Consider the following 22,038-nt stretch of genomic DNA (forward strand, 5'->3'; position numbering starts at 1 on the left):
TAAATGTGATTTTATATTCGTAGTTTTAGCTCACCTTTTGGCTTTCTTACCGGTAGCCTTGGTAGTAGAGGATAAGGCAAATGGGTCAGTTTCCCCATACTTGCTGCCCTTCATCCAAGGTTTTACACCCTTTGTATAAGCTGCCTTGGCCAAATAGTGACTAGCTGTGGAGTTAATGATCAAAATCATTATCATAATCATCAGCAATTTCAGGCTTACTTGGTTAAATCCCGAATAAATGATCAGTCCGATGATAATGCAGGCTTGCGCCATGGTATCTCCCTTGCCTGCGGCATGCATCCTAGAATAGAAATCAGGAAACCTAATTACTCCAATGGAGGCAATCATAAACAAAAAACATCCAATGACCAAGAATAATGCCGTTAGAATAACGCGAATATCTATATCCATATTTTACCATCCCGTTGCATAGATTTTGTTATCAGTTGTCAAAACGGCCAGACTCAACGTATTTTAGAAAAGCCAATACAGCCGTAAAGTTAATTAAGACATAGACAAAGGCAATATCTATAAACATGTCAGGCCTGCCATACATAAAACCCACCAGGAGCATGATTACTACCGTTTTGGTTCCAAAAAAATTCACAGCCAAAATCCTGTTAAAAACAAAGGGTCCCACCACTAATCGATAAAGGATGAGCACTGCAGATAATATAATGGTAAATGTAGCTACTTCAAACATATTAAACATACGCCTTGCTCATCTCCTTGCTCCGCCTTCAATTTCCCTTACCTTAGCCAGCATAGACCCGGAAAGTAAATCTTCAGCAGTTTTCCTTGATATTGCATGGACAATTAATTCACGACGGTCAGCATCAATAGAGGTGGTTCCAGGTGTTAAGGTAATTGAGTTGGCTAGCACCGTAATGCCCATGTTTGTTTTTAAGTCATGTTCGTATCTCATAATAGTAGGATCAATAGGCATCTTGGGATGTAGAACCAGGTATACAAGATGCCAGTTAGCCAACACAATCTGCCAGGCTAACCAAGGTAAATATGCTATCATTCGAATGAACTTCTTTAGGTCTGGTCCCTTCTCCAACTTGCCAATCAACAAATCGTGAGACCAGTAGGCTACCAGCAAACTGCAAATCGCCCCAAATATAAGGAAAAGTGGTTTTGTTTGCCCGGATAAACTAAACCAAAAAATAAACATTAAAACAGCTGTCAGTAAAAAACTAAGCATATCTTCCCACAACTCACAATCTTTAGTTATTCTTGGTCACTAGTAGAATGATACGTTTATTGTTAGTGGCTATAGTATGTTCAGATATACCTTTTCGCAAAAAGCACCCCCCCATACAGTTTTTTCAAGTGGTGATTGCTAGCATCCCCAAGTTTGGTTTGTGGACATTTCCGGAATTTAAAAAAACTTCTGAATAATCATTGCTAAAGAGCTTTTTAGAGAACTATTTATTAACTAATTAGCTCATAAGCCTTGAAAAAGCTAGTTGAATCCATAATGATATCAGGTAGGATACTTGGAAATTGCACAAATTAGTCGTTTAATAGTGCAAAACTTAAATATAATATCTTAGCCCCTATTTACTGTAACCTATAGCCAATAATCTGTCCCTAAACATATCATATACATTCTACCATTACATTCTACTATGTCAAGAATATAAGAAAATTCAGTAAGGATGTTTCGCTTGCTATTAGTCATTCGTTAAGCAATGAACTTTGCATAAAATAATATTAAATTTATATTCTATTAATATAGGAAGGAACTGATTAACTTTAATGACTCCGAAGTCGTTTTTCATTTCTACAAAGTAGAAAGAATTGGCAAATTTTTTTCTAGAATCCTTATGTAATTTTTCTTTTTTCTTACAATCAGAGATTATCATTGTGACATTAATGTGTCTAGAGGGAATCAATTTACTCTTAATCAATATTCGTAATGGAAAATATTTATAAATTAGGTTTAGAATTTGGAATGTATAACAAAACCTCCTACTGCAGCCTTATAAATTCTACAATAGAAGGTTCATATAATGCTCGTATTTAAGGGTTCTGTTCAGAAACTGGGACATTTCTGTAAGTTTCTATTTTGCGTTCTTTAATCACTTTACTGGCAAAGAGCACCGTGATTCCGAGGGTAATTAAGAGTCCGACCGGATAGGAAATGCTAGTGGGCAGCCCAAAGCCTTCCGGTGCTTGTAAGAGATAGGTGAAGGTGACCGCTGTCATAAAAATAGCAGGAATTGTTGCGATCCAGTGCAGTCGTTTTTCCTTGACGAGGTACATAGCAGCAGCCCACAGAAGGATCATCGCTGTCGTTTGGTTTGCCCAAGAGAAATATCTCCAAAGGAAGTTAAAGTCAATCTTGCTCAAGCCGAAAGCAATAACAAAGATAGGAATGGAGATAGCTAAGCGTTTTGGAATAGGCTTTTGGCTCATTTTGAAGAAATCAGCAATAACCATTCGAGCACCGCGGAATGCTGTATCTCCGGAAGTAATCGGGAGAATGATAACCCCAATGATGGCAAGGGTTCCACCGATGGCTCCCAGCATAGTAATCGAAACTGTACGGACAACTCCTGCGGGTCCGCCCGCCGCTAGGGCTTCTTGTAATCCACCCGTTCCACCGAAGACTGCCATTCCTGCTGCAGCCCAAACGAGAGCGATAGCCGATTCTCCGATCATCATGCCATAGAATACTTTACGGCCATATTTTTCATTTTGAATGGTTCGGGCGATAAGTGGAGATTGGGTAGCATGGAATCCACTGATTGCACCACAAGCGATCGTGATGAAGAGTAATGGCCACATGGGTAAATTCTTAGGATGAAGATTACTCAAAGTGAGTTCAGGTATATGATATCCTTTGACAATCAATCCAGCTCCTACTCCTACTGCCATGACAATAAGCAAAAGACCAAAGAGAGGGTAGATCTTTCCGATAATTTTATCAATTGGTAAAAGTGTCGCTAAGATATAGTAAATAAAAATTACAGCAGTCACAACACTTAAACTAATCCAAGATGGAGTTAAAGTGACAATTAGGTTGGCAGGACCAGCAACGAAAACCGTTCCTACAAGAATCAATAGTACCACTGAAAAGACATTAACAAACTGACGCATTCCTTGGCCAAGATACTTACCTACTATATCTGGGAGTTGTGCTCCACCATTTCTTACGGAAAGCATGCCGCTAAAATAGTCGTGGACAGCACCAGCAAAAATTCCACCGAGAACAATCCAGAGAAAAGCGACTGGCCCCCATAAAGCGCCTGCAATGGGCCCAAAGATCGGCCCCAGTCCAGCAATATTTAAGAGTTGAACAAGACTCCCTCTGCCAGAGTCCATAGGAACATAATCGACTCCGTCGGTTTTGGTATAGGCAGGGGTTTCACTGTTTTCATTGATACCAAAAACCTTTTCTACAAACTTCCCATAGACCATGTAACCAATAATAAGTGCGACAAACGAAAGTAAAAAAGTAATCACAAGAATCCTCCTCTCAGATTTAACATAGATTAAGGATAAGTTCAACTAACTGTCCTTATTTTAAATCATCTCAGGAGGTGGTTGACGGATTCCAGTCTATAATGTCGTTAACCGTGTCCGAATGTGATTATTCTAAGTTCGTTTTGCATATATGTTCTAACTAGATTTCTAGTACATCCTTTAATGCCTTGACGTAAGCTCGACTCACAGGAACTTGGGAACTCTTTTCGTCATTTAAAATTAGTGTGTATGCTCCATTAAACCAAGGAACTAATTCTCGCACAAAACTTAAATTGACTAAATAACTCCGATGAGGGCGAAAAAAAGAATAGCTCGCTAGTTTTTCTTCAAGTGTTTGTAATGAATGCTTGGTCAAATAAACTCTTTCCACCGTTTTAATGAAGACATCCCGATTTTCACGGTAGACATAGAGAATATCCTTAGGATCGATCAATACGACGCTTTCCTCACCTTGAACAGCAAGTTTTGAGATTTTCACTGCTTGAAATTGCCCTTTTGCCGTAGATTGACTTGCGCCAGCCATTTTGGTCAGAAGCTCCAGTAAGGAATCATTGAGTGTTTGATTCTGAGCATCCTTCTGGGGATTTCTTACTCTTTGGCGAATTCGTTCTACTGTTTTCCAGACGCGTTCCTCGTCAAATGGCTTTAAAAGATAGTCTACAGCATTGACTTCAAAGGCTTGAATGGCATGCTTATCATAGGCTGTAGCAAAGACAATCATTAAGTCTTGCTCCTCTTCAAGCAGTTTTCGCGCCAGGCTTAAACCATCGATATTAGGCATATGGATATCTAAGAAGGCCACATCAGGCTTAAGCGTTCGAATTATTTCTAAAGCTTCTGCACCCTGGGTCGCCTCTCCAACAATTTCGATATCGGCACATTGCTTTAAAAGATATGTCAGTTCATCCCGAGCGAGTGGTTCATCATCGGCGATAACAGCAGAAATCACGTCACTCCCCCTCCCTGCTGTAGCGGTACCCTAAACCAGACACACGTTCCTTGGCCTAATTCACTATCAATATGAAGTTGAGATTCCTCGCCAAAATGAAACTTAAGACGCTGGTTGACATTATATAGGGCCAAACCTGTTCCTTCTTGAGATACAGTTCGACTGTGGAGTAATTCCCCAATCCGTTCTGGAGATATTCCAATTCCATTGTCCTTTACAGAAATGAGGACATACTCTTTGCTTTCAGTAACACGCACGATGATTTCACCTGTTTTCTCAAGCCCTTTTAGGCCATGACGTACTCCATTTTCTACAAGCGGTTGGAGAGTAAGTGGAGGCAATAGAACATTTTCGAGCTTAGAATCAATTTCAAGTTTCACGCTTAAGCGTTCTGTAAAACGAGCTTGTTCAATATCTAAATATGCACAGGTATGGTCAATTTCCTGCCTTAAGGTGACAAATTCGTAAAGAGAGGCATTTAAATTCTTCCTGAAAAAGTTCCCAAGTTGAATGAGTAACTTACGTGCCATATTGGGTTGAGTACGGATTAGTGCAACTATTGTATTTAAGGAATTAAAAAGAAAGTGGGGGTTAATCTGTGCTTGAAGTGCTTTAATCTCAGCCTCACGGATGAGTCGAGCATGGTTCTGGGCTTCAACTACTTCAAGCTGATGCGAGAGAAGTTTACCTAGTCCCTGGGCGACTTCTTTGTCAACCGGTTTAATCTGCTTGATATTTATAAAATAGAATTTTAAAACCCCAATCACTTCATCTGACTTTTTTAAGGGGACAATAATTGCCACCGCAAGCGGACATCCTTTTTGGGGGCAGTGGATTTCAGCTAAAGATTTGGGAATGTATAGTTTACCAGTTCTGAGCACTTTTTTAGTTGCTTCTGTCAAAATAGTGTGCCCAGGTAGATGATGATCATCTCCTACCCCGACATGGGATAGAATTTTTTCGTGATCAGTAATCGAGACTGCGGAAACTCCCGTAGTTTTTAAAAGTAGTTTAGAAAGTTGAGTCGCGGATTGTTCCGTGAGTCCCTGACGGAGATTGACTAACATTTGATCGGCAATATCCAGAACTTTATGGGCTTGATTAGCTTCGATACGGTCTTCCTCGTGAATGACAGACCGAATAATTGCAACAAAAAGCGCGATTCCAAAGCTATTTGCTAGGATCATCGGAAGAGCAATGACTTGAACCAAGACAACAGCACTTTCCCAAGGTTTAGCAATAAGAAGGATAATCACCATTTGTACCGTCTCTGCAACTACCCCTGTGAACAGTGCTTTTGAAGTAGGAACGATTCTACGATTCCCAATCTTTAGATAAACTAAGCCAGCAATTAAACCTTCTGTCACGGTGGAAATCCCACAGGCTAGCCCAGTAAAGCCGCCGAGCAGAGCTCGGTGAATACCAGCGATGAGTCCTGCACCAAGTCCAACCCAAGGTCCCCCTAAAAGTCCGCCTATTACAACCCCAACAACCCTAGAGTTTGCAAGGGCTTCTTCAAAGCCAATTGTATCCACGCGAGGAATCCAAAGAAAGGAATTTGTGCTAGGTCTAATTGAAATCCCGGTATACGTTCCAACGATTCCAAATAAGCCAAATACTATGGAAAGCCTAATAATCGTCCCAGAATCGAGTTTATGGTCAATGAGATCACGAAACGCAGTTAACCTCGTTAGCATAAAAGCGATTGCTACGATCAGGCCGATATGTTCAATCATTAAGAATAAGAGTTGCACGCTTAAGATGCTCCTTTACGTCTGCCTATGAATTGTAGTTTCAGAAAACTACAATTCATCAATTCATGCCAACTCCAAAAATGCCCTCTCCACATTTCGGGCAACACCCGAGCTTTAATCGATTAATCAACACAGGTTGACGTTGGATCACAGCCTCACCACACTTAGGACAAAACGTCGCATCTCCGCCTCTGACATTTCCCAAGTATACGTAGGGCAAATATTCCTTTGCTATATCTCTTACTTGTTCTAGGATTTTTCGCTCCGTAGGAGGAACATCGAGTCGATACGCCGGATGGTAGGCACTCAAATGCCAGGCCAACGGAACATTTAACTTACGTAGCCATTGTGACAATTTAGTTAGCTCTTGAGGATTATCATTTGCGCCTTGAATAATAAGCGTTGTTATCTCTAGATGAACCCGCCCAGCCAAACGCTCAACATTATCCAATACCCAAGCTAATTTACTTCCACAATACTCTCGATAAAAATCTTCCGAGAATGCTTTGATATCTATATTGACTGCATCTAGCCATGGGATCAACTCTTCGAGAAAGTTCGGTGAAATTGTTCCATTACTTACCAAAACCACCTTTCCCCCTTGAGCTTTCACCAAGGGAGCAGTATCTCGAATCATCTCAAACCACACGCTCGGCTCCGAATAGGTAAAACACAATCCCAATGATTGCTCCTGTAACGATAGCTCAGCAAGCTCTGTAGGAGTAACCTTTCTTCCAATTTGATGTTGCTGGGATATCTGGTAGTTTTGACAAAAGGAACAGCTAAGATTGCAACCAAAGCCCCCAACGGAGAAAATCCAAGAACCGGGATAAAAATGATAAAGGGGCTTCTTCTCGATCGGATCCATATTCCAAGCAGCCACTTCACCATAGGTTCGAGATACAACCTCACCTTCACGGTTTTCTCGAGCGTGGCATCGTCCTGACTGCCCATGCCGCAATTGACATCGCTGGGGACACAATAGACAACTCGCCATATAAGAATCTTTTACACTGTTTTCATTACTCATAATGTCTCATAACCTCAAAACGCCAAAGCTCCACTGGATCTCCACCCGAAATCCCCGCTTTTTCTTTGGCAATATTGATCTGATCAGAAACTGTATCGACCCCTTCCAAATGGGGGAGTAACAGCCCGCTTCGCCCACGCTGCCTAACAACAACCCCATACCTCCAAGGATCTAACTCTTCCGGTCCCGCAATTTTCTCAAGCTCGCCCAAGACATCCACGGTAAAGCTCAGGGTATCTAGTTCATCTATTCGAACAGGCCTAAAACGTGGATCTTGCGTCCCTGCAGCAATTGCATTGTGTTGAATTTCTAAAGCCAAGTTTTCCTGCCAAGGCTCGGTTGTTCCAATACATCCGCGCAAATGCCCATGTTGCTTAAGAGTCACAAAACAGCCTCTCCGCATCTTAAACTCAGTAGTAGAGTTTGGTATATGTAATGGAGTATTATCGCCCTTTTCTAAATAAGTCAATAGACAATTTCGAGCCCACTTTGGCAAAGGTGAGGAATGATACAGATCTGCCACCAGATATCCTACACCAAATGGCCCTTCATAAGACAGCACTTCCGGTGCACCTTCTTTAGAGGCCAATGCCAAGCGAAGACTCCGATACCCACATTCTCCTGCTCGTTCGACAAGGTCCATTGGTAAATCTGATAGTTTCTTGGAATCCCTCTGAAGAGTCCTTAACACAAATTGGTCAAATTCCGGTCCGGCAGGTTCAAAACCGTAGGGTCCATCCTCCTTTAGGCGATGGGAAAGATCCCCACTAGCTACAATGGCATAGCGACCAGGTAAGTCCTCAAGGATTTTTCCTATACGTTCACCATACTCCTCTGGTTGTTCAAGAGGCATTCCTAAGAGAACCACTTTTCCTTTCCAACCTGCTTTTTGCAAAAAATAGAGCGGTACAAAGGCGCCGTGATCAATAGAACTCTGTATCGGAACAACCCCAGTGATGTTTTGAAATTCTGCAATAACTACTGGATCACTGGCAAACGACATACTAACCTGTGCAGCCCCAAACTGAGCAAAATCTCCTTGAATAGTCTTATTAACAACCATAGTCATTCCATCTTTAATGAGCTGGGCATGAGGGGAAACCAAGATCACCGTCTCTACCTGAGCTTGAGCTATTCGCCGGGCCACTTCATGATAGGCATCTAAGCTCGCTTGACACTTACGTTCCTCTCCACGGCCAACTTCTTGGACAAATAGGGGGGGATGTGGAACAAACACTGAATATATTAGACCCATGTTAAACACTTTCCTTTTACCATAATTCTTCCATGCATAGGATTTCCTTTTTTTTCTGAAAATACTAGTAACCTCTTGAATTCCTTATAAATATCGATTAACCGAGTAAAATAATCTTTTCTTCAAAATCCCAATTATTTGCTTGGTTTATTCTCAGGAAAACAGGTATACTAAAATTTAGTTGTGTCATTAAATTAAGCCATATAATGGCATAATAACTTCAAGGAGGTAAGTCACTTGATTAAACAAACTCTCAATACACAAAATGCACCCGCAGCTATCGGACCATATTCACAAGGGGTTAAAGTAGGAAATTTAATTTTCACTTCCGGACAGCTCCCCATCAATACAGAAACCGGAGAATTGGTCACTGATATTGAAGGAGCAACCAAACAATCTTTAGATAATGTCAAGGCAATTTTAGAATCTTCAGGCTCTTCTATGGACAAAGTCGTAAAAACCGTGGTTTTCCTAAAAGATATGAATGACTTCGTAGCGATGAACACAGTTTATGCTACCTATTTCCAGAACAATCCTCCAGCCCGTTCGGCTGTGCAAGTCGCGCGCTTGCCTAAAGACGCGATTGTTGAGATTGAAGCAATTGCTCTCGCTGAATAAGTACTTATGTAAAGGGTCCTTTAACTTTTAAAGTTTAAAGGACCCTTTCGCGTTCAATTCTATCTTTTAAAGGAATTCTACTTAGATACATAACGGCATTAAATAGATTTCAGTTTAGAAATTAAATATCTAATCTCATATCTCCATACTTAATCCAACCTTTACTCCGCATAAACTCTGATATAACTAGTGTTAGAACAGCAGGTAAAATAAAATGTAATAAACCAATTTTGATCAAGACACCAGTACCCATTCCCATAGCTTCAATTGTCCCAAACTGTCCAACTAACCCTGAGGTACCCATGCCAGCACCAGCAGGAATATTAGACATCGGCAAAATAGTTGTGGCCAAGGGGCCTAAGATTGCACTAGTTAAAGTAGCCGGTACCCATATCAACGGATTTTTTACAATATTAGGTACTTGCAGCATGGATGTTCCTAATCCTTGCGAAACTAAACCACCCCATCCATTCTCACGATAACTTGCTACTGCAAATCCAACCATCTGGGTTGCACAACCTACCGTCGCGGCACCCGCAGCGGGCCCCCCTAATACCAGCATCATAGCCAAAGCAGCACTGCTAATGGGCAACGTTAATATCATGCCCATAAGCACTGAAACTAAAATACCCATTGGAATTGGTGCTAGTTCCGTCGCCAACATTATGACTGATCCCAGCCACTTCATGAATTCTGCTAAAGGCGGACCAATGAAAGTCCCAGCCGCAACGCCCACTAGGATAGTAACAGCAGGAGTTATAATAATATCCACTTTTGTTTCTTTTGAAACTAGTTTGCCGAACTCCGCCCCCATTACAGCTGCCACAAACGCACCGACAGGTCCGCCTACTGCAGCGCCAGCCATACCAGTAATAGTAGAGGCAAACAATACCAGCGGAGGAGCACCTAATCCAAAAGCTACCGCTACACCGATGGCTGGACCCATCATTGCCATGGCCTGCTTACCAAAATCAATGAGAATTTGTAACCCTGTTTGTTCTCCAATGACCTTAAGGATAAGTCCTACAATAAGGCTGGAGAATAAACCTAGAGCCATTGCACCTAAAGCATCAATCCCATATCTTTTTACAGAAAATATTATGTTTTTACGTTGTAAAAAGCTTATCTTTTTCTCGAGATCTTCTTTGTTTTCTTGTGTTCCTTGATTCTTAGTCATTTTAATGCCTCCTGATGGTAATTAATAGTAAAGGTTGCTCTGATGAATTGCTCTAAGGAAAAAGTTGATAGGCATATCTTTCGAGGTCTTTAAGATATACTCCTCTAATCTTGTGCAAATAATGTAAAATTTTTCTTAACCTTTCAATTTATATAACGATGTACACGGAACATTTATTAATTATATACATATATAGTAATATATACCAACTAACGCTTTTATATAAGGGGGCTTGCCCATGAAACCGTTGATGGGGCAGCGGGGTTATTCCCCAACTCAATACAATAGGTTCTCTCCACTACAGCAACAGGAAACTAAACCTGTTCAGCAACAGGGGCTAGGACCATCACTTGATGGACAACAAAATTCCACACCGGTGGCTCAACCAATGACTAAGCCGGTCGTTCAACCTATATCCCAACCAGTAAACCAATCCACATCTCCTCCTCAAAAACAAACTGCTTTACCGGAATTTCAACCTTCTTCAGTAAAGAAAGAGCCGCCTAACCCATGGCAACAACAAGCGGAACTTCTTATGAAACAATACGGTCCTTCTCTAATGAAGCAATTTGGACCTCTACTAGCCCGCAAAGTGGGGCTTCCCATTGTACAACAAGTTGGACCGCCTTTAGCACGCAAGGTAGGAATTCCCCTCGCTCGACGTGTTGGTTTACCACTTGCACGTAAAGTATTTCTTCCTCTCGCTAAACGAGCAGGATTTGCCCTAATTCGACGGCTAGGCCTTCCGTTTTAAATACACTGGTCAAGACTCAATAGGGATGTCCAAAAGATAGAGCATCGAAAAACTTACACTATACAGATTTTGCAAAAAAATGCTGTTGACCTTCAATCAACAGCATTTTCTAGGTTATGTTTAATTTTATTAACTCACTTCACGATAAGAACAGGACACGCTGCCTTGCGGAGAACACGCTGACTCACGCTACCTAATACTGCTCCTGCTATTGGCCCATAGCCATGGCTTCCCATTACTACTAAATCAATCTTCTCATTAACGACTTCTTCTAAAATTACGTTGGATGGGTGTCCTTGTATCATTTTTTTCTCTATGGGGACATCTTTAACATCGATTCCTTCTAGGGTTTCTTCTAACGTAAGCCTCCCTCTTTCTTCAATTTGCTCCTGTGTAATTTCTATTGTATAAGCTGAATTATAGCCCCAATACGCTTCTGGAGTATATGCCACAAACAAAAGTTCAATTTTGGCCTGAAACTTCTGGGCTAGATCTAAAGCAGTTTTTAACGCTCGACGTGAGTACTCCGAAGCATCTGTCGCCACCAATATCTTCTTAAACATGTTTCACCTCCTCAAAATTTTTTTGATCTACCTCCTATAAAATATATGAAGTCAATATCATTCCTTGGATTTTTTGGGTATTTTGCCTCTTAAAAGTCATTTGACTTCACATATCATTTCACAATAAGAACAGGGCACTCTGATCGATGAACAACACGCTGACTCACACTACCTAATACTGAACCAGCAATCGGTCCGTAGCCATGGCTACCCATGACCACTAAATCTATATTTTCTTTAGCAATCTCTTCTAAAATTACACTTGCTGGATGTTGTCCCTGTAACATTTTTTTCTCTAAGATAACATCTTTAACATCGATTCCTTCTATGGTTGCATTTAATGTAAGCTTCCCTCTTTCTTCAATCTGGTCTGGCGTAATTTCTTGTATGAGATGAGCCATATTGTAGCCCCAATACGCTTCCGGAGTATAAGCCACAAACAAAAGTTCGATTTTAGACTGGTATTGCTGAGCGATCTTTAAAGCAGTTTGTAACGCTCGACGGGAATACTCCGAAGCATCTGTAGTCACCAAAATCTTTTCAAACATGTCTGTTCCTCCCTAATCCTCAGATCTTCGTTCCTTTGATCTGTCTTAATTTCGGACTTTACTTCACGATAAGAACGGGACACTTTGCCCGCTGAACGACGCGCTGACTCACACTGCCTAACACTGAACCAACGATCGGTCCGTAACCATGGCTACCCATAACAACTAAATCTACGTTTTCTTTATCAATTTCATCTAAAATAACACTTGCAGGATATCCCTGTTCCTTTTTCTTTATCAAGGAAGTATCCCCTAAATCGATCCCCTCAAGTGTCGCTTCTAAAGCAAGCTCTCCAGCTTCCTCAATTTGTTCCTGGGGAACTAATATACTATATACAGCATTATAGCCCCAATATGCTTCCCTTAAATGAATAACGAATAGAAGTTCCACCTCAGCGTTAAATACCCGTGCTATTTCTAAAGCTGTTCTTAGTGCTCGGCGAGAATACTCCGAGGCATCTGTTGCTACCAATATCTTTTTAAACATAACCTCAGCTCCCATTAGATTATTTTATATAGTTCATATATTCACCACTCAATATTTAAAATCCTTCTTTATTTATAACTACTTTTTAAAAGATTCCATTAAATTTTCTGATAAGTCTAATAATATTTACTGCTTATGAAAATAACTTCCTGTTGGAGTATTTAGGAAATACTATTTATATTCTTTACATAGAACATATGTTCTGATAAAGTAATCCTGTGCAAAAGATGAGGTGGTGTACATGAAAATTTTAATGCAGCCAATCGAAATGATTGCTTGGTTTACCTTAGAGGGAATCCCTAATCCTATTCGCTATAAAATGACTTCAACGGACGCTTCCAATGTAGTCGTTAAGGTAGACCGAGTCGTGACCCGCTCCGAGGAAAAACTCGCTGGAAATCGCATGATTATTTTTCGTTGCCAGAGTGAAATTAACGGACTTTTAAAACTCTATGAACTCAAATATGAGCTAAGTACATGTAAATGGTACTTATATAAAGCTTAGAAGTTAATTTTTGGCGGAAACTCATTGACTGTCTGTCTAGCAAAAAAAAGTTCCCTCCATACTTTCATACAGTAGGATAGGAACTTCTGTTAGGTGTTAATCGGAAACGCTGAGTTAAGACCAAAGCGCAATGGCAGAAATCGGAACTATAATACAACACAAATCTCCAAGTTGAAAAGGCCGATGGCCACGCTTGCCGGAATTAATCGGAACATAAGCCTGAAAGTCGTAGTCTCGTCGCTGATGTGACATCGAAGCATTTGAGATAGAGGCTGGATTCTTGACTAATTGAATAAATACAAATTGACCGTCAGGCGTAGGAATCGTTTGAACAATTTGTCCAGAGAAACAGTTTTCTGGGGTTTGAGCTCGTGCACACTGGTCCTGCTCTACAATTAACTGAGCAGGACGAATTCCCCAAGAAAGATTGTCTTGCTTTAAAGTATTGGGAATGGTGAGCTTAATTCGAAGTTCTTCTACCCAAATTCGAGCTACCTCATCACGACGTTCAATGATCCTCCCGTCAAAGATGTTTTCCGTCCCAGTAAGGCGAGCTACGGTGCGGTCAGCCGGCTGGTGTATAATCTCCTCCTGAGTGCCTAGCTGAATTATTTTCCCATTATCCATCACTGCAATATTAGGACAAAGCCGAAATGCCTCTTCCAGGCTATGAGTCACTAGAATCATTGTCCCCGAGAATGCATTTCTCACATCGATTACTTCTTTTTCCATTTTCTTTTTTACTTGGCTGTCTAAGGCGGAAAATGGTTCATCTAAGAGAAGTAACTCTGGATCTGTAACAAGTGTCCTGGCTAAGGCCACACGTTGTTGCTGTCCTCCAGAAATGTATGGAGGATAACGCTTCTCCAGTCCTTTAATTCTTAGCCTTTCCATGATGGAATGAACCTTAGCACGCTTTTCCGATCTGGGACAATGGTTCAACCCAAAAGCAATGTTTTTTTCAATCGTAAGATGCGGGAAAAGGGCGTAATTTTGGAATAGGTACCCAACACGGCGTTTATAAGCCGAGACATCGATGCCCTCGCTAGAATCAAAAAACGTAGTATCTCCGACTTTAATGTACCCCTCGTCCGGTTGTTCCAAACCAGCAATCATGCGCAGGGTCATACTTTTGCCGCATCCAGAAGGACCTACTAAAGCTAAGGAAGATCCTTCAGATAGTTTAAGATCAATTTGAAGGGAGAAGAGTTCTAAGGTTTTAGAAATCCGAACTTCTATCATCGATTACTTCTCCTTCCAACCTGACGATTAAGAACATTGATCAAGATTAATACCAGTAGAGCAGTCCCTGCCATAATTAAGGCCAGACGATTAGCTGTCCCCTGGTCCCCAGCTAACATGGCATTATAGATGGCAATAGGCATAGTTAGTGTTTCGCCTGGTATGCCACCCGAAACCATAAGCGTTGTTCCAAAGTCCCCCAAAGCTCGCGCAAACATAAGCACCAACCCAGAAGCAATCCCCTTCCAAGCGTTAGGAATAACCACACTGAAAAAAATATTGAATTCTGTCCTACCAAGGACACGGGCAGCATCTAAAAGATCCGACGGGATCCCTTCGATAGCTGAACGAGCCGTCTTAATAAAAAAAGGGATTGAAACAACTGTGGCAGCAATTATTGCCCCACGAGTGGTAAACACAAGAGGGGCTCCCAACTCTTCCGCCAGACTCCCAATCCAGCTATTCCGGCCTAGGATAACCAGCAAGTAGTATCCCAGCACGGTCGGCGGCAGGACCATGGGAATGCTGATCAACGAATCCAGAACCTCCCGGCCTTTCCAACGAGTGTTCCCTAAAAACCAGGCGATGGGTAAACCGATCAGCAGTCCGATGAACGTAGCAGTTAAAGCCAGGCGCAAGGAAAGATAAAGAGGCATTAGATCCGTTATACTCATTATTACTACCTCTTTCAAGACTTCTCCAATATAATTCATTAAGCATCTACACAGTGACTTCGAAACCGCTAAAAACTATGTTAAAGCTTATATTTGTTCCGTTCTCCGATTCTTTAAAGGAAATACGGTTCAAACCATTACTACTTCACAAACTCGCCAGGGAGCAGAAAACCGTATTTTTTCATAATCTCACGCCCCTCTTCTCCATGGACATACGCCATAAATTGACGGGCATTATCCTCTTGCTTGGTCGTTTTCAGGATAGCCATCGCTTGATTAAGAGGATCGTGCCACGACCCGTCAATTAGGGTGAATTCCACTTCATCCGCTTTATAGATGGAAAGAGCAATGATCGCGACGTCCACATTTCCAGATTTAAGGATGGCTAAAGTGTCTTGGATATTCTGACCATAAACCATTTTTTGTTCTACCTTAGTCCATAGATTGCGATATTCTAAAGCTTGTTTAGCGGCTTTGCCGTAAGGGGCGTGTGACGGTTCAGCAATGGCAATTTTTTTGACCATAGGATTGTTCGCTAAATCGTCTAACTCTTTTATAGACAACGGGTTTCCTTTCAGAGAAACAATACCGATTCTGCCCTGAGCATAGAGTTGCTGAGTATCGGTTATGATAAGGCCTTTTTGATTAAGCTTATCTACATATGAAACATCTGCTGCTGCAAAAATGTCATAGGGTGCTCCGTTTTCGATCTGCATGGCAGTCGTTCCCGTGGAGCCAAAGGTTATTTCCGTCGGTATATTTGTCTCCTGTTCGAATTGAGTCGCGATTTCTTTAAAGGCCAGCGTAAGATCAGCAGCAGCTGCAATCCGAAGTTTTGGAGTCGCTGAGGTTGCTGGGGGACTGGATTGGGCGCAACCCGTTAGGAATAAAAGACAGATTAATGATAGCGTAACAAAGTACCTCCAAATTGGTTTCACAGGTTTAAACATACTATGGCTCCTTTCTTTGCTAATATCCGTATTTACTGACACTTCTATACAAAAGACGGCTCCACAAAGAACGTGGAGCCGCCATGTAATACAAGTCAACGTGCAGCTACCTCCTTTTCAAAATGTGAAGGTAGGTCCATTTCCAGACATACCCTGAGGGCCTTATAGCCCTGGCCGATGAACCATGGATTTCTCTTTAGGTTGATCAGCTCGGAGAGTAGATTATTTAGTTCGTTCTGACACTATTGAAGAACAAAGTTGCGTGTAATTTTATTCAAAAGGCTTAGGCATACGTTTAATCCAAAATCCACCTTTAAAATTTTTTGGTTCATACGAAACTACAAAAGCTTTGGGGCAAAACTTATCGAGGATGTCAAGTAATTTAGGTTCATTGCTCCTCTTCGCTAAAACCTGCATCATAAGCCGGGGACCATCCTTGCCATCAGCTAACCAAGAAGTAACACCGTATCCAGATTCCCGTAACTTTGAGGGTAATTCCGCTTCAACGCAATCTACTGTCACTTGAACTGTAACATAACCTAAAGCAATGTACTCCTCGATTCGGCTTCCGGTATACACCCCTAAGCCGTAACCAATACAATACGCTGCTAGATTCCAATAATTTTCGAGATTTTGCAGGACTATGCCTAATCCTGTCATATAAACAAAAACTTCAACGACAGAAATAATCGATGCTAAACCTCTTTGCCCTTTTATTACGAAAATCATTCGCAAAGTATACAAGGACACATAGACTACATTGATTCCGATAATGATAAAAATGAGTTGCATAACTTTTTTGTTTCCTCCACTTTCAGCTACTTGATTCTCCTCTCTATATTCTACCTTTTTAATCCCTTCTTGTCATTGCATAGATCAAATTTCTTATAAATCCCATCTACAGGTTCACAGGGTAAGCAACACAATTTTATCCCTCTAATTGCGAGCATAAAACTGTCTTGGTCTTTGCTTGTGAACTACTCCTAAAATATATCCAGCTTGCATATAAAACCAAGATCAACAATGTGATGTCCAAGTATACTTTGAAAACAAAGACTCCTATTACGCCATATACAATACCCATTATAATTGTAATTACATATTGGAACCTACTCACACTAGGCATGATAAGCATTAATAGCCCTATGGTTGTGAGTAGCGTCGGACAGGGAATAACCCCTACAGGTGAAACCACCAGGAGCATAAGAGCATTTTTATCCACAAATTCAGGGTACCACAGTCCAATGAGTATAAAGGAAAGAGCAATAGCAGTTATCCATCTACTTTCAGCTATTCGAATGTTTTCTTTTCCCACAAATAATTGTACTAATGCCGTTATGGCTAGTAAGCTGAACGTAACCATATGAAAAGGGTTTCCAAAAATAAACGCATTGATTGCTACGGATAAAAATAGAATACTTACGGTTCCTTGAAAAACCCATCGTTTTAAATACTCTTTGGTTACCATGAAAACTGATATCAGTGCCATTAAAGCGAGAACATGCATTGAAAAATTAACCCACAAACTGTTATTTGCCAACAATTCAAGATAATTTAAAATTTCTTGTGCGTTCATTGTAATATCCTCCTCTATTTTATTATTTAGATCTAACCCATAACTCACTCATATTGAACTTACTTAAAGCGGATGATTTCACGCAAACTTCTCAAGATACTTAATAGATGCTTCTAAAAGGATCTTTCTAAATTCAATCATTAGTTGTGCAGCTTCGTCGCCAGCCCATGCAGGGTATACTGTTTTAGGCAATGCCGCATCATCTGTTGCTATAGATAAAAACTCCCAACCAAGAGCATGTAATAATGGCAACGAGTGCCCTCCTTCTACAAACCACTCTTCCCGATATAGCTTCTTAGTCTCTTCAAGTTTTTTACTAAATACCTTTATAAAGTTTTTGTAGGGTTTCTCTAGGTCCTTCATATGAAAAACTTTATCTACAAAAACAACCATATCTCCATAGATTTTCATCTCGCCATGCATTTCAACTACTCCGGTGTTCATATTAAATTCAGTTAATATCTTTTGAAAGTCATTAGGTCGATAGTATGGACTAATCCAAGTATTTGTACTTAAGCTACCAAATCCAATTTGCTGTAATTTCTCTAAAATTATTGACCTGTTCTCCTTATGCTCTTCCCCGAACTCCAAATTAACTAAATACCATTTCTTATCCCATGGCTCATTTCTTGAGGCGTACCTATCCCAAAATTGTTGCATACCTTCATTCCAGATATTTATAGCCTCCTTGCCAGTTGAATCCAATGAATAATACACTTCACTACCGAAAGTTTCATTGATAAGGATACCTGATTTTACCGTTCTCGATAGTGACATTCTTGTGGCACTTTCGCTTTTCCCAAAGGCCTTCATAATCTCAAGCAGACTAGATAGCTTGATAGTATCTTTCTGGTAGAAATTAAAATAACTATTATAAACAAAAAGCAATAGACTGGTTGCACTATCGTTCTTTCGTAAGATGACCTTCATATAACTCCTCCTTCTCATATAACGTATATTTATTATGTTTTTATTATATGTTATAACACAATGTTGTGTCAATTATTTCTTACGTATTAGTTAAAAATCTAAATTAATTTTTATGATGATCCAGTTTATGGGCTTCAGAAATAGATAGGGAGGGACAGCTTTTTGAACTGTCCCTCCCTATCTATGGTACATTTTTTATAGAGAATGTTTTACAAGTTGACTATAAACGATAAAGGATGGAACTACACTTCCATGCTGCGGTATAATTGCTCATATTATACACTTGACTTCAGAGGAGGAAATAAAATGATTCAAGTCTCTATTCCAGGTCGTGGAACTATGAACCTTGAAGTGTTAGTCCTTGATTACAACGGAACCTTGGCCCTAGACGGGAAAATGTTTGAATCTGTTAAGGAAAGTCTCCGCCGTTTATCTCCTTTTCTAGAAATTCATATTCTTACTTCAGATACCTACGGTACCGTGGTGCAGCAATGTGAGGGATTACCCGTTCAAGTAAACGTATTAAAGAGCACAGAGCACGTCAAAGAAAAAGCAGATTATGTATTACAGTTTGATCGCGAAGTTGTAGCTATAGGAAACGGAGCTAACGATCAGTTAATGCTTCAGCATGCTCACTTGGGTATTGCAGTCATCGGCTTAGAGGGGGCATCCACACAAGCTCTCCTATCAGCAGATTTGATTGTCCACAATATAGAAAACGCTCTCGGTTTACTTATAGAGACACAACGTCTTAAGGCAACCTTACGACTCTAAATTGCAAAAGGAGCAAGTATACAAAGGATCGCGTTAGAACCCCAATTAGTCCTCCTCTAGAAAACTACTCATTTAGTATGCATATCCTCCAAATAAATGCAAACTATAAATCACAGTAATCTAAACTCTCAAGGAGGACAAAATGGATTCAAATCTCAAAATTGATGAATTGCCTACTTCAGCGACTACGAACACTATACAAAGAATAGCTGTTGGTGTACATGGGGTACCTGAACTGAAACACGACGAAAAAATGAACTACCTCGGAGAATTCCGCGAACGCATTATTCGGCGCTTGACTAAAAAGCAAGTTGCTGAGAAGTCTATCTTCCCAGAGATTAAGGAAGCATTAAATCATAAGAAAAGCTCAAGAATGCTCATAAGTGGCACCTTGAGCCCTCAGTTTACCGATAAGTACATTAAACTAGCTCGAAAAATGAAAAAATCTTACACGATGATTCATGACCCGGAACTTGCAGGGGAGACCGGATTAGTCGTAGTGAGTAATGATGCGGTTGATATTGAAGATATTGATGTTTAGAGCACTCTAGAGAGATCATGGACAAACGGTTATTCCTCGTCCCCAAAGACAATCACCACAAGAAGGCGCATGACCTAGGCAATCCATATCTGCCCGAAGAACCATGTCACAACCATCAACCCAGTTACAATCAGTACATGATGCGTATTCTCCGTGCAAAACATGATATCGATACCTCATAAATTCAGGCGTAGTCCAAATTCCGAGCAAGGATTGCTTCTCTATAGAACCAAAACTATGTGAATCAATCTGCTTATATCTCCCAAACACATACTCTGGATAAGAATGCAAGAATCGATAACAAGAAGTAACCTGACCATCCCAACGGACGACGGCGCTTTGAGTTTCGACGAACTTACAATATCGATCTGTTTTTAATTCACTTTTAGGCAGCACTACTTCCACGCCTTTTGCTAATCCAGCGATGAAAGCGGCTTGGAATACTTTATCCATCTCTGCAGACTTGGTGGGATAGTAAAGAGTTTCTGCCATCATTTCTTCTCTCATCGGCAGAAGATGAGAAACGAAGACTCTAGTTACGCCTAGCTTGGCTGCTTGGCGTACGGTCTCTACCAGATAAGGGAGAGTGCTTTTCATGACTACAAATTCCCATATCACCTCCGGTCCTCCGTTACCACTTTGCTCTGTTATAAGACGTGTACTTTCTAAGATTCCTTGTATGTTTTCATGACGAATGGCGGCAAATGTCTGTACATCGGTGGAATCTACAGATAAAATGATCTTTGCTATTTTACTTTTAATTAGAAAATTAATTAATTCACTATCTAACGTAGTTCCATTCGTTGTTACAGAAACTTTATACCGTGAAGCGAATAGCTCCACGGCACGTCTAAAATTATTGGCAATCGTCGGTTCACCAATACCTCCAAGGATTACCTCTTGAAGATCAGGAAAAACTTCCACCTCACTTGCAATTGCCTTTAAGATTCCAGTTGACATATCTCCCAAAGGTTCTTGCCACTTCTGGCGATAACACATTTCACAAGACAAGTTACAACGGTTGGTTAACTCCAGATAAAGACGCTCTATAGAAGGCGTAGGACGAAACACAAGTTCAACTACATCTTTCATTCTCGATCACCTCTCTTAATCTTAGCCTTTTTATCGATATGACTCTAATCCTTGCCATTATTCACTAAATTGCAATTCCTTTTTTACTCAGTTTTCTCCATGTAGTAGACTCCAGAGTTAAGAGTTGCTCCGTAAAAACCTCCCTAGCCTCAGACGCTTCAGGATCCTTCGGTCCTATTAAGTAAAAAGAACGCGTAAGTGGATTCCCTTTTAATTTGATCGTCTTAAACTCTTTCGCATTTAACTCCTTTCTCACAATCCAACGTGAGACGAGTGCAATTCCTAAGCCAGCGGTTACAGCCTGTTTAATGGCTTGGCCACTTCCAAAGATATACGACCTTCTAGCATGAATGCCCCATTCCTTGAAGAGCTTATCGCTAAACGCACGAGTACCAGAACCACTTTCCCTGAGAATCCATACTTGGTCTTGGAGATGCTCAGAAGTAACAATGGGAAGTCTTGCCAAGGGATGTTGGTTAGGTACTAACAAAATAATTTCATCCTCCATTAATGGGCGGACAAGGATGTCTGAATGATCGACTTCTCCCTCCACAAGAGCAATGTCTAAGTGATTAGCTTGTACCCCTCGAATTATATCCCCCGTATTAGCAATTGAGGTTTCAATCTCCACTTTCGGATATTGAGCAGCAAATTCAGCCACGACAAAGGGCAAAATGTATTCCCCAATTGTATAGCTTGCACCTACCCTCAAACTTCCAGTAACTACATTTGAAATTCTTTTAATCTCCTGTTTTGCCTTATCTTGCAATTGCAAAATTTGCTTAGCGTATTCATAGTATATCTCACCTGATTGCGTCAGTTCCAGATGATTGGATGAGCTATCAACTAGCTTTGTGCCGAGTTGTTCTTCCAAACTCTGGATCTGCAAACTGACATCGGGATGAGAAAGATAAAGTTCCTCTGCAGCATGCGAGAAATTCTTATGTTCGACAACTGTTACGAATATTTTTAAGGGATCAATAATCACAAGTTACACCTCTAGTTTCTAGATCTATGATTGTATATTGATAATGATACTTCTTTTCCTAGCATTCCACAACGTCCTATCCCTAACAATCTTCTCCTTTTCGTGACAGGGGGACGGTCCTTTTTGACACCTTGGT

25 protein-coding genes and 1 riboswitch are annotated in these 22,038 nt (G+C 40.7%); of the genes, 5 read left to right on the forward strand and 20 right to left on the reverse strand.

All coding sequences use genetic code 11. The annotated features are described in order from the left end of the window. Positions 1–30 precede the first annotated feature (30 nt). From mnhG to amrA, 8 genes are all read right to left on the reverse strand, one after another. Positions 31–411, reverse strand: a complete 381-nt coding sequence (gene mnhG / locus HGJ98_RS18610) for a monovalent cation/H(+) antiporter subunit G (protein WP_291353204.1) — start codon at positions 409–411, stop codon at positions 31–33. Between the two features lie 31 nt (positions 412–442). Beyond that, positions 443–712, reverse strand: a complete 270-nt coding sequence (locus HGJ98_RS18615) for a monovalent cation/H+ antiporter complex subunit F (protein WP_291353205.1) — start codon at positions 710–712, stop codon at positions 443–445. Between the two features lie 9 nt (positions 713–721). Further along, complete coding sequence (locus HGJ98_RS18620) at positions 722–1,177, reverse strand: Na+/H+ antiporter subunit E (RefSeq protein ID WP_291353206.1); 456 nt, start codon at positions 1,175–1,177, stop codon at positions 722–724. An 851-nt stretch (positions 1,178–2,028) separates the two neighbouring features. Next, a complete protein-coding gene (locus tag HGJ98_RS18625; RefSeq protein WP_291353207.1) occupies positions 2,029–3,474 on the reverse strand; it encodes a carbon starvation protein A in 1,446 nt (481 codons plus the stop codon). A gap of 160 nt (positions 3,475–3,634) precedes the next feature. Continuing rightward, positions 3,635–4,444: a LytTR family transcriptional regulator DNA-binding domain-containing protein gene (locus HGJ98_RS18630; RefSeq protein ID WP_291353208.1), complete on the reverse strand. Its 810-nt coding sequence runs from the start codon at positions 4,442–4,444 to the stop codon at positions 3,635–3,637. After that, positions 4,441–6,198, reverse strand: a complete 1,758-nt coding sequence (locus tag HGJ98_RS18635; RefSeq protein WP_291353209.1) for a sensor histidine kinase — start codon at positions 6,196–6,198, stop codon at positions 4,441–4,443. Before HGJ98_RS18635 ends, HGJ98_RS18630 begins: the two co-directional genes overlap by 4 nt. A gap of 58 nt (positions 6,199–6,256) precedes the next feature. Beyond that, on the reverse strand, positions 6,257–7,228 hold the full coding sequence (amrS, locus tag HGJ98_RS18640; protein ID WP_291353210.1) for an AmmeMemoRadiSam system radical SAM enzyme: 972 nt from the start codon (positions 7,226–7,228) through the stop codon (positions 6,257–6,259). Further along, positions 7,221–8,483, reverse strand: a complete 1,263-nt coding sequence (gene amrA, locus HGJ98_RS18645) for an AmmeMemoRadiSam system protein A (RefSeq protein WP_291353211.1) — start codon at positions 8,481–8,483, stop codon at positions 7,221–7,223. The genes amrS and amrA overlap by 8 nt, the downstream gene beginning before the upstream one ends. Positions 8,484–8,720: 237 nt before the next feature. On the opposite strand from amrA, the gene HGJ98_RS18650 reads away from it, so the two are divergent. Then, positions 8,721–9,101 (forward strand): RidA family protein, encoded by a 381-nt coding sequence (locus tag HGJ98_RS18650; RefSeq protein WP_291353212.1) that lies wholly within the window; start codon positions 8,721–8,723, stop codon positions 9,099–9,101. Positions 9,102–9,222: 121 nt separating this feature from the next. Here the strand turns inward: HGJ98_RS18650 and HGJ98_RS18655 are convergent, their stop codons facing one another. After that, entirely contained in the window at positions 9,223–10,278 is a 1,056-nt protein-coding gene (locus tag HGJ98_RS18655; RefSeq protein ID WP_291353213.1) for a PTS transporter subunit IIC, read from the reverse strand. A 238-nt stretch (positions 10,279–10,516) separates the two neighbouring features. On the opposite strand from HGJ98_RS18655, the gene HGJ98_RS18660 reads away from it, so the two are divergent. After that, positions 10,517–11,032: a hypothetical protein gene (locus HGJ98_RS18660; RefSeq protein ID WP_291353214.1), complete on the forward strand. Its 516-nt coding sequence runs from the start codon at positions 10,517–10,519 to the stop codon at positions 11,030–11,032. Positions 11,033–11,166: 134 nt separating this feature from the next. On the opposite strand, the gene HGJ98_RS18665 is transcribed toward HGJ98_RS18660, so the two are convergent. From HGJ98_RS18665 to HGJ98_RS18675, 3 genes are all read right to left on the reverse strand, one after another. Continuing rightward, on the reverse strand, positions 11,167–11,595 hold the full coding sequence (locus HGJ98_RS18665; protein ID WP_291353215.1) for a universal stress protein: 429 nt from the start codon (positions 11,593–11,595) through the stop codon (positions 11,167–11,169). A 113-nt stretch (positions 11,596–11,708) separates the two neighbouring features. Then, a complete protein-coding gene (locus tag HGJ98_RS18670) occupies positions 11,709–12,143 on the reverse strand; it encodes a universal stress protein (protein ID WP_291353216.1) in 435 nt (144 codons plus the stop codon). A gap of 58 nt (positions 12,144–12,201) precedes the next feature. After that, positions 12,202–12,630 carry a universal stress protein gene (locus HGJ98_RS18675; RefSeq protein WP_291353217.1) on the reverse strand — a complete coding sequence of 143 codons (429 nt, stop codon included), beginning with the start codon at positions 12,628–12,630 and terminating at the stop codon, positions 12,202–12,204. Between the two features lie 241 nt (positions 12,631–12,871). Here HGJ98_RS18675 and HGJ98_RS18680 point away from each other — a divergent pair, with 241 nt between their 5' ends. After that, positions 12,872–13,135, forward strand: a complete 264-nt coding sequence (locus tag HGJ98_RS18680) for a hypothetical protein (protein ID WP_291353218.1) — start codon at positions 12,872–12,874, stop codon at positions 13,133–13,135. Between the two features lie 114 nt (positions 13,136–13,249). Here the strand turns inward: HGJ98_RS18680 and HGJ98_RS18685 are convergent, their stop codons facing one another. From HGJ98_RS18685 to HGJ98_RS18710, 6 genes are all read right to left on the reverse strand, one after another. Then, positions 13,250–14,377 (reverse strand): sulfate/molybdate ABC transporter ATP-binding protein, encoded by a 1,128-nt coding sequence (locus HGJ98_RS18685; RefSeq protein WP_291353219.1) that lies wholly within the window; start codon positions 14,375–14,377, stop codon positions 13,250–13,252. Further along, complete coding sequence (gene modB / locus HGJ98_RS18690; protein ID WP_291353220.1) at positions 14,374–15,051, reverse strand: molybdate ABC transporter permease subunit; 678 nt, start codon at positions 15,049–15,051, stop codon at positions 14,374–14,376. Before modB ends, HGJ98_RS18685 begins: the two co-directional genes overlap by 4 nt. A 140-nt stretch (positions 15,052–15,191) precedes the next feature. After that, positions 15,192–16,001 (reverse strand): molybdate ABC transporter substrate-binding protein, encoded by an 810-nt coding sequence (modA, locus tag HGJ98_RS18695; RefSeq protein ID WP_291353221.1) that lies wholly within the window; start codon positions 15,999–16,001, stop codon positions 15,192–15,194. Positions 16,002–16,095: 94 nt separating this feature from the next. Further along, a riboswitch (molybdenum cofactor riboswitch) is annotated at positions 16,096–16,229 on the reverse strand. Positions 16,230–16,271: 42 nt separating this feature from the next. Continuing rightward, positions 16,272–16,793 (reverse strand): DUF2179 domain-containing protein, encoded by a 522-nt coding sequence (locus tag HGJ98_RS18700; RefSeq protein WP_291353222.1) that lies wholly within the window; start codon positions 16,791–16,793, stop codon positions 16,272–16,274. Between the two features lie 136 nt (positions 16,794–16,929). Continuing rightward, positions 16,930–17,577 (reverse strand): hypothetical protein, encoded by a 648-nt coding sequence (locus HGJ98_RS18705; RefSeq protein WP_291353223.1) that lies wholly within the window; start codon positions 17,575–17,577, stop codon positions 16,930–16,932. Positions 17,578–17,655: 78 nt separating this feature from the next. Beyond that, positions 17,656–18,507, reverse strand: coding sequence for a PaaX family transcriptional regulator C-terminal domain-containing protein (locus tag HGJ98_RS18710; RefSeq protein WP_291353224.1), 852 nt, complete (start codon positions 18,505–18,507; stop codon positions 17,656–17,658). A gap of 306 nt (positions 18,508–18,813) precedes the next feature. On the opposite strand from HGJ98_RS18710, the gene HGJ98_RS18715 reads away from it, so the two are divergent. Together HGJ98_RS18715 and HGJ98_RS18720 are read left to right on the forward strand one after the other, a co-directional pair. Continuing rightward, positions 18,814–19,281: an ATPase P gene (locus HGJ98_RS18715; protein ID WP_291353225.1), complete on the forward strand. Its 468-nt coding sequence runs from the start codon at positions 18,814–18,816 to the stop codon at positions 19,279–19,281. Positions 19,282–19,423: 142 nt separating this feature from the next. Further along, entirely contained in the window at positions 19,424–19,822 is a 399-nt protein-coding gene (locus HGJ98_RS18720) for a YueI family protein (RefSeq protein ID WP_291353226.1), read from the forward strand. 15 nt (positions 19,823–19,837) lie between these two features. Here the strand turns inward: HGJ98_RS18720 and HGJ98_RS18725 are convergent, their stop codons facing one another. Together HGJ98_RS18725 and HGJ98_RS18730 are read right to left on the reverse strand one after the other, a co-directional pair. Beyond that, complete coding sequence (locus HGJ98_RS18725; RefSeq protein WP_291353227.1) at positions 19,838–20,914, reverse strand: radical SAM protein; 1,077 nt, start codon at positions 20,912–20,914, stop codon at positions 19,838–19,840. A 64-nt stretch (positions 20,915–20,978) separates the two neighbouring features. After that, entirely contained in the window at positions 20,979–21,902 is a 924-nt protein-coding gene (locus tag HGJ98_RS18730) for a LysR family transcriptional regulator (protein WP_291353228.1), read from the reverse strand. Positions 21,903–22,038: the final 136 nt, after the last annotated feature.

Origin of the sequence: Desulfosporosinus sp. (genome assembly GCF_014237355.1) — a bacterium.
GTDB lineage: Bacteria > Bacillota > Desulfitobacteriia > Desulfitobacteriales > Desulfitobacteriaceae > Desulfosporosinus.